We start from the raw sequence: 8,067 nt of genomic DNA, 5'->3' as shown, positions 1-8,067 counted from the left end.
TACGACATTAATGGTCGATTAACCCAAAAAGTGGTTCACCAACACGGTTTTCGGGCAAAAACGTGGTATTACCAATGGAATATGGAATACGCTTAACCAACTTATCGCCTGTTTTAACCCTGAAGGGGAATGCTGGCGTTACACTTACGATGCCTTTGGACGACGCCTCAGTAAAAGCAAGGTGGTCGATAATCACCCTATTACACCGCCCAATTCACCGTTTAAAAACAAACGCATTCAGCGTGTTGATTACCTGTGGTCTGGCGACCAGATGGTGCAGGAAACTCCGATTTATGCCGATGGCACACCCGCTTATGACGCTCAAATTCAGTGGCTCTACCAACCCAATGAAATTACCCCAACAGCACGTTATCAACGTGGAAAACTGCATTATGTCGTCACTGACCATCAAGGCACGCCACGCGAAATCTTTAGCGAAAAAGGCATTGTCAGCTGGGCAGGACGGTTAAATACCTGGGGACAAATGGCGTTTTGGCAATCTCATGATGATTATGCCGATAACGATCCTGAATATACCGAATGCCATTTTCGATTTTCCGGACAATATGAAGATAAAGAAAGTGGCTTGTATTACAATCGCTTTCGCTACTATGATAAGGATACAGGGCAATATATTTCACCGGATCCTATTGGATTATTAGGTGGCTTTAATCCGTATGGGTATGTGTATTGTCCGACTGGGTGGGTAGATCCGTTTGGGTTGGCGGGTTGTCCAATTAGAGAAATAAATGGTACAAAAATATATGGTAAAGGGCAAAAAGATGGAACTCCTGGTCACGATCAATTTTCTGAAGTAATAGCTAACAAATTAGCAATGAGTGGTCAATTTAAAGCTATTTATTTAAATAGATCATATTCTTTTGCTTTAGGAAAAAGAATATCAGCAAGACGCCCCGATGTTATGGCTATTGATATACACGGTAAAATTCATGCCATAGAATTAGCTTCCAAAACAGACATGAGAACAAAGTTACCATTGCTTACATCACGAAATCATGAGGTAATAAGTAAGTTACCAACTAAACAACAAGGAAAAATCCTTATTCTTGAGCATGAATATAAGCATAAAGATATAAAAGAGATATTAGATAAATTAATTCTGGATATATTAAGAAATAATAATTAGGAGAAAAGATGTACTCAGGAATCGCTTTATACAATACTGAAAAATTGAATTCAAAAAATGCTCTTGATTTAGCTGAAACCTTTTTTAAAATTTTCGATCTAATAATAACATCAGCAGGATATTACAAAAAGATAGAATATGGTGCATATAAAGGTGAGCATGATATAGTTATGGGCTCACTTTCAGATTTAAAAAAACAAATAGGAGAAAATAATACTATTTCATTTAGAATATATTCAGAAAAAAACGATATAAAACCATGGTATGCTTCTTTTGGTTATACAACAGAGCAACTTCTAGGGTTTTCTTATATTGATATCCAATACCCATCTATATGCAATGAATCCAAACTCATTACTAAATATATTAACTCATTCGACCCTAATATAACTTTTTCATATGGAATTAATTATTCTTGTGAAAAGGTTACTACAGCATTTTACTATGCAACAGATACTAATTTATCAAGCATATATCTTTATGAAAAAACGTCATTATTTGAAGAGGAATGTCCTGGTAGATTTAAAGGAAAAGCCAGATACAAAGCCTCTATGTTAAGAATGGTCTATCCAGTTAATATTATCAACTCAAATCACCTTGATATTATTATTAATAATATCACTTTAAAAGAATGGATATTCAATAATAAAAAAAATGGTTCTATAATAAAAATGAAGAATAATATGTGGTTATGGTTAGTTGATAGTAATCAAATTGACAGAATTAATAAAACTCTTGGTGAAACTGGAGTTTTAATATCATGGTCACCACTGCATTTAGAAAAGAAAAAACGAAAACTACCATAACTATAAATATTTAAAAGTATGTTATTTTAATTTTAAAAAATATAAATTAACTATCATAAATTATGGTTATTCCTATAAACACTATAAAAGACCTAATTAATATATTTTTTAAATCCTATTAAATTATTAGCAGGCTTTAATCCGTATGGGTATGTGCATTATCCTACTGGGTGGGTTGATCCATTTGGGTTGGAAGGGTGTCCCTGGGAAAAAATTGATAGTTTTAGAGCAAAGATGCAACTACCCGTTCTTGGAAGGAGAATTCCTACTTCTAATGATGGATTACAAACTGTTGCTTTTGTTTCTATTGAAAATAGTCAATTTTTTGGTATGAATAGACTAGCCATCCCAGGATTAGAATTCGCTTCTAAACGAAAAGAATGGTTTAGAAAAATATACAAAAGTACAGGCGTAGAACCATCAACAATTTCAAAAGTAGCTGCAGATGCTGAAGGACTTTCATTGGTCAGAGCATATAAGCGCATTACGAAGAATGGTGGGCAGATGCCAAAAGAAGTCACAATATTCGTTGAACGACCAACATGTGATTTTTGTAAGAACTACTTACCATTATTAAGAGAGTCAATGGGGATTGAGAAACTAGTTGTATATAATAAAGGTGTTTCTAATCCATTGATATTTTAAACTAAAAGGAGAATCAACGTGAATTACTTTGAGTTTAGCTATCCAGATGGGAAAATTTCTAAAAATTTTCATCTGGAAAAATATAGTCTTTTTTTTCTATCCTACCCAGAAAATAAACATATTTGGACTAAGTCTCACACAACTCTGGCTAGTCGTTACTTTTCTGAGAATGGAAAGATTATTTCCACTTTATTTTATTCTCATAATGTAGCACAAGGAAGTTTTTCATTACTTTATAGCCATGGTAGCTCAGGGTTCTACTCTTTAGGAGATAAAAACAAAATGAATCAGTTAATTGATTTGGATGGCCAACTTGATCTCATCTTTACAGGGGCTTGTATCTCCCCAGAAAAAGCATTCTTAGTAATAGAAGATTTTTCTAAAAAACCGTTAGAGCTATCAAAAAAATTGATTGGATTAACACTAAAGATGTAGATATGACAGAAAAATATAAGTTACTAGGATTAGAAGACTAACATTAATGTTATCTGTAATTAAATTATTATTTAATTACAATGAAAATATAATTAACTCTCATATTTAACATCAAGAATATTAATATTTTCATTGCACTGTGTAACACAACCTCAGCTACATAAGCTATATAAGCCATAAATTTAATTCAGATCATCCTTTAAGGTAACTCAACCTCACTGATACTCGGTGTTGCATTCGTACTACCTTGATAAATATTGGCATATCCTTGCTGTGGATAAATAACCACGGCATTTTTTTCAATATCAAAATCGCAGTTAGTCATCCTAGGCATAAAGACTGCTTGTTTATTCTTAGCATTAACAACCCAGATACCACCTGATTCACAGTCCCTTCCTAACTGAGTTTGTACCACGCTATATCGCCCTTCCTCAGCTAAAAGCTCACATGAAATAGACTCATTACACCCCTCAAAAGGTGAAAATCCCTCTGAAGTCTTTACCGTTTCCAATTCATCCCAAGTTACTGCATAAGCATTTATAGCTAACAGTGATAAACTTAATCCTAGGGTCAATTTTAGCTTCTTGTTCATTACGACATCCTATTTTGTCAAATTTCAATGAAAAACATAAATTATCTTAATATTGTAGCCGTTTTTTCTGATCTTTTTATCTCATTCACTCTTATAACTAATTTATCAAAATACTTTCTTTTCTTACCAATGAGCACTGAATTTAATCTATCACTTTATGGTATTACCTGAACAATGATTATACTTGGGTGAAAGAAACTGGAAAGATAAATAATAAAAAGCACTACCGCATCTTATTGATAATCAATAAGGATATTTATAAGAGACTGGGTCAACTTCAATCAAGATGACATCTGCTTAAGCATGTTAATACAATAAGCTTGGTGTAGTGCAATGAACATTACCTATCCTGAAAATCGTTATTTAGTTCATTTTCCAGAAAATCCAACATATTGGTTAAACGCCAATTCAATTGAAAATCAAATGGAGCTGATGTAAATCTACCAAACGTACATCCCTACGCTTCTGATATTAGAGTAGCCATTCTTGACGGTGGACTTCCTGATAGACATGTATTAGAACCATGGGTATCAAACTATAATCTTTCTGATCCGTTAGCAAATGATTTACCTGATGGGCCATCACATGGTTTGGGTGTAACTTCCGCTTTTCTTTTTGGCCCTCTTTGGCCTGATGAAGAAGCACCCAGACCATTTTCATATGTCGATCACTATAGGGTTTTAGACGAAAAAACTACAGAAGAAGACCCATATGAACTTTATAGAACACTTTCACACCTAGAAGACATATTATTATCTAGACAATATGAATTCATGAATCTAAGTTTAGGGCCTGATCTACCTATTGATGATGATGAAATTCATCCATGGACTTCATTAATTGATAATTATTTATCTGATGGTGAAACTTTTCTGACAATCGCAGCAGGGAATAATGGTAACAGTGACAATTCATTAGGGTTAGATCGGGTTCAGGTTCCGTCTGACTGTGTAAATGCTCTTTCCGTAGGAGCCGCTGATCAAGTTGATTCTGAATGGAAACGAGCATCTTATAGCGCAGTGGGCCCTGATCGATCTCCTTGTTTAGTAAAACCTGATCTTGTTACTTTTGGTGGGACACCAAACAATATTTCCATATACCAAGTTCTATTGATTTTGGAAAGTTAACACCTATTTGTGGAACAAGTTTTTCAGCGCCTTATCTTCTACGATATGCTGTTGGTATACGTGCAATTTTAGGGTATGAAATATCGACATTAGCAATTAAAGCTCTACTGATTAATTCAGCAGATCAATCAACGCATGAAAAAACAGAAGTTGGTTGGGGGAAAATACCCGATTTAATTAGTCAAATTGTCGAATCCCCAGATGGTACCGCTAAAATTCTATATCAAGGTGAACTCTACCCTGGCAAATATCTTAGGGTTCCATTACCAATACCGAAAAATGGAATAACTGGAAAGGTAAAAATTAAGGCAACCTGTTGTTTTTCTAGTCCAGTTGATCCTCAAGACACATCTATGTATACAAAAGCAGGTATAGAAATTACATGGCGACCAACACCTGATAAAACAGATACATTTTTTAAACAGAAAACAGTTGCGACTGAAGCTGAATTACGTTCGGATGCTGGAAAATGGGAGTCTGTTTTGCATGAAGAAAAAGGAAAGTTAGGAAGTAGTCTCAATGATCCGTGTTTTGAAATCCATTAAATGGCAAGAGATGGAGGTGATCGGATATCTGGTTCTAAAGCATCTATGATTAAATATGCTTTTATAGTATCTCTCGAAGCACCCAAAACACCGGATATCTTTACTAATATTCTTAAATCCAATACAAAATTAGTAGAAATACAGCCTAGACTTCCAATCCCTATCCCTGTAAAAATTTAACATACACCATACAACCATCTTTACGTTCAGAGATAAAGATGGCTTATTTTATTATTAGAAATTCACACTAACCACATTTCCTACTCTACACCTCCAACTCATCCATATAGTCCGCATACCACTGCATCATTTCTCTGCGTCCATCCATATACTGAGCATGGTTATAAGTTCCACGGATCGCGTTCTTATCGATATGTGCGAGCTAGGTTTCAATCCATGCAGAGTTATATCCCTTCTCATGCAAAATCGTGCTCATTGCGTGGCGGAGGCCATGTTCTGTTAGCCATTCTTTATACTCCAATCAATAACCTAATTTAAATTGCCTTTAATGGATTGCTCGACTTCGCAAAACTAAAAGGTGAAATCTCCCTCTCCCTATTCGCATCCAAATAATCTGCCCACCATTGGACCATCAGTCGCCTTTCTTCAATATGCTCCGCCTTATGAATATAAGCCGCCCTCACTGAATTACACTCTTGGTGGCTCATCTGCCTTTCTACTGCATCCTTAGACCACAAGCCTGACTCAATCAACGAGCTACACGCCATTGTTCTAAAACCATGCCCACACACTTCTGTCTTATTGTCATACCCCATCACACGTAATGCGTTGTTTACTGTATTTTCACTCATTGGTTTTCTTGGATTGTGATCACCGATAAAGATCAGCTCGTGGTTACCGCTGAATTGGTAGATCTGTTTTAAGATTTCAATAACTTGTCGGCTTAAAGAAAATAAATGAGGTGGTACGCATTTTTGATCCGCAATGGGAGTGTTTAACGCCTTCTATCGCTTCTCGTTCAGCGGGGATCGTCCACATGGAATTTTCAAAATCGATTTCATCCCAACGAGCAAAGCGCAATTCACTGGAACGAATGAAGACTAACAAGGTAAGTTTGACGGCAAGTTTAGTTAAAGGTCTTCCCTTATAATCATCAATGCGTTGTAAGAACTCAGGTAAGCGTTTAAGCTCTAATGTGGCCCTATGAATTCGTTTACCTTTCGCGACTGCGCCAGCCATGTCTTGCGCTGGGTTATAGTCGATTAAACCACTTTGTACGGCATAACGCATTATAGCTGTCACACGTTGTTGTAGACGTGCAACCACCTCAAGACATCTAGACATCTCTACGGCTTTAATAGGTTCGAGGAGATCACGAGTTTTCAGTTCCGCAATATTGCATTTACCAATAACTGAAAAAATATTGTCTTCAAGGCTTTTGAGTACCCGATGGCTATGCCCCTCTGATCACTTCTTATTGGTTGCATGCCAATCACGTGCAACCTTCTCGAATGTATTAAATTCCTTTTGTTGCTCTTCTTTTACTTCTTTGCGTTTTTCACTAGGATCTACTCCGTTAGCGACAAGTTTTCTTGCCCCATCTCGTTTTTCACGGGCACCGCTAGGGAGACATCAGGGTATACACCAAATGCTAGCATCTTTTCTTTACCGCTAAAGCGATAACGAAAGCGTCAATATTTAGAACCATTGGGGTGAACCAGAAGAAATAATCCTTTACCATCTGTCAGCTTATACGCTTTATCTTCAGGTTTTGCAGAACGGATCTTAGTATCGGAAAGTGCCATTTTAACTGTCTTCGCAACCGAATTGTGGGTGTATAACCTTATCGAATCGGCATACCCACATCATTCACCTCATATCGGATGAGTTGAGTATACGTGGTAAAATTAAAATACGAGGAAAAGCCTTATAAATCATGGAGTTCATGCATAAAAAAAGACGCTTTAAGCGTCTTGTTTTTGGTGCCGAAGGCCGGACTCGAACCGGCACACCCGAAGGCGGTTGATTTTGAATCAACTGCGTCTACCAATTTCGCCACTCCGGCACTGAAGTGTTTTTGGAAAACCCGCCCATTATACTTGTGTGAAGCCCCCTCGCAACAATTATTGTTAGTTTTCAGCTTGATTGGCGAAAAAAACTGCATTTGTGGTTTGTGGTTACAGTAAAAACACAATTGTTGCGCCGTTCAAAAACCGCTATCGTGTAGGTTTAAGTCGTATTGTATCAATCATCAAAACTTTTCGAGGCAATTCTATTTAGTTTCACTTTTATTTATTCTCTCTTCTCTGCTTCACCCTCTATTTTATTCTCACTTTTTAAAAGACAATTAATATTAAATATATTTATTTACTCTTCTATAGCAATACCTTATTTAAAATAAAATCGTCTTTAATTATTATTCAATATAAGTGATATATTTATTTTTATATAGCGATAAGTAAAAAAAGGATCAAAACTTGGGTTAGTGTTTTGATCCAACAGTACTACTAAACGAGGGCTTAGTTTTATTTTAATGACTATAAGTTATTTTTATAGCGTCACTGCCCTTTTCTTCCCTGGTGTGAGGAAGCAGGTAGTTATATTTTATATGATAAATACACGTCTTTATCTATACTGTGTTTTATTGATATAAAGGTACTTATTACTAAATTAATAAACTTAATTTTAAAAAAAAGGGTCTAATCTTTAATATAATGATGTTGAAATATTACTAATAACATATAACTTATTTATTATTTATTATTTATTATTTATTATTTATTATTTATTATTTATTATTTATTATTTA

At 35.3% G+C, this 8,067-nt stretch carries 8 protein-coding genes, 1 tRNA gene and 3 pseudogenes; 8 read left to right on the top strand and 4 right to left on the bottom strand.

Annotated features, from left to right (window positions below):
• Positions 1–181 precede the first annotated feature (181 nt).
• From GWI97_RS00060 to GWI97_RS00045, 4 genes are all read left to right on the top strand, one after another.
• A complete protein-coding gene (locus GWI97_RS00060; protein WP_337247645.1) occupies positions 182–1,147 on the top strand; it encodes an RHS repeat domain-containing protein in 966 nt (321 codons plus the stop codon).
• A gap of 8 nt (positions 1,148–1,155) precedes the next feature.
• Entirely contained in the window at positions 1,156–1,953 is a 798-nt protein-coding gene (locus GWI97_RS00055) for a hypothetical protein (protein ID WP_087803756.1), read from the top strand.
• 234 nt (positions 1,954–2,187) lie between these two features.
• A complete protein-coding gene (locus GWI97_RS00050) occupies positions 2,188–2,598 on the top strand; it encodes a deaminase (RefSeq protein WP_148041515.1) in 411 nt (136 codons plus the stop codon).
• A gap of 18 nt (positions 2,599–2,616) precedes the next feature.
• Positions 2,617–3,033, top strand: coding sequence for a hypothetical protein (locus GWI97_RS00045; protein ID WP_087803758.1), 417 nt, complete (start codon positions 2,617–2,619; stop codon positions 3,031–3,033).
• 199 nt (positions 3,034–3,232) lie between these two features.
• Here the strand turns inward: GWI97_RS00045 and GWI97_RS00040 are convergent, their stop codons facing one another.
• On the bottom strand, positions 3,233–3,625 hold the full coding sequence (locus GWI97_RS00040) for a hypothetical protein (protein ID WP_087803759.1): 393 nt from the start codon (positions 3,623–3,625) through the stop codon (positions 3,233–3,235).
• Positions 3,626–3,813: 188 nt separating this feature from the next.
• Here GWI97_RS00040 and GWI97_RS18560 point away from each other — a divergent pair, with 188 nt between their 5' ends.
• The 4 genes and pseudogenes from GWI97_RS18560 (at position 3,814) to GWI97_RS18145 (ending at position 5,297) form a co-directional block, all read left to right on the top strand.
• The gene (locus GWI97_RS18560; RefSeq protein ID WP_158482385.1) at positions 3,814–3,915 is read left to right on the top strand and encodes a hypothetical protein; all 102 of its coding nucleotides are present in this window, start codon (positions 3,814–3,816) and stop codon (positions 3,913–3,915) included.
• A gap of 40 nt (positions 3,916–3,955) precedes the next feature.
• Positions 3,956–4,063: pseudogene (locus tag GWI97_RS18455) on the top strand (hypothetical protein); the annotation flags it as partial.
• A gap of 32 nt (positions 4,064–4,095) precedes the next feature.
• The gene (locus tag GWI97_RS18150; RefSeq protein ID WP_331273953.1) at positions 4,096–4,752 is read left to right on the top strand and encodes a S8 family peptidase; all 657 of its coding nucleotides are present in this window, start codon (positions 4,096–4,098) and stop codon (positions 4,750–4,752) included.
• 353 nt (positions 4,753–5,105) lie between these two features.
• Positions 5,106–5,297 (top strand): hypothetical protein, encoded by a 192-nt coding sequence (locus tag GWI97_RS18145; protein ID WP_052038563.1) that lies wholly within the window; start codon positions 5,106–5,108, stop codon positions 5,295–5,297.
• Between the two features lie 265 nt (positions 5,298–5,562).
• Here GWI97_RS18145 and GWI97_RS00020 read toward each other — a convergent pair.
• The 3 genes and pseudogenes from GWI97_RS00020 to GWI97_RS00005 form a co-directional block, all read right to left on the bottom strand.
• Positions 5,563–5,757, bottom strand: a pseudogene (locus GWI97_RS00020) (tyrosine-type recombinase/integrase); the annotation flags it as partial.
• Between the two features lie 34 nt (positions 5,758–5,791).
• A pseudogene (locus GWI97_RS18140) lies at positions 5,792–7,063 on the bottom strand (tyrosine-type recombinase/integrase).
• A gap of 175 nt (positions 7,064–7,238) precedes the next feature.
• Positions 7,239–7,323, bottom strand: a tRNA-Leu gene (locus GWI97_RS00005).
• Positions 7,324–8,067: the final 744 nt, after the last annotated feature.

The sequence above is a fragment of the Proteus sp. G2300 genome, from assembly GCF_009915965.1.
Taxonomy (GTDB): domain Bacteria; phylum Pseudomonadota; class Gammaproteobacteria; order Enterobacterales; family Enterobacteriaceae; genus Proteus; species Proteus vulgaris.
Note: the sequence above shows the minus strand (reverse complement) of the source record. Positions and strands in the feature narration are given on the sequence as shown.

Bases quoted from the DNA above. Each gene is read 5' to 3' on its own strand.
- GWI97_RS00055 (WP_087803756.1), top strand. From the start codon at position 1,156: ATGTACTCAGGAATCGCTTTATACAATACTGAAAAATTGAATTCAAAA.
- GWI97_RS00050 (WP_148041515.1), top strand. From the start codon at position 2,188: ATGCAACTACCCGTTCTTGGAAGGAGAATTCCTACTTCTAATGATGGA.
- GWI97_RS00040 (WP_087803759.1), bottom strand. From the start codon at position 3,625: ATGAACAAGAAGCTAAAATTGACCCTAGGATTAAGTTTATCACTGTTA.
- GWI97_RS18145 (WP_052038563.1), top strand. From the start codon at position 5,106: ATGTATACAAAAGCAGGTATAGAAATTACATGGCGACCAACACCTGAT.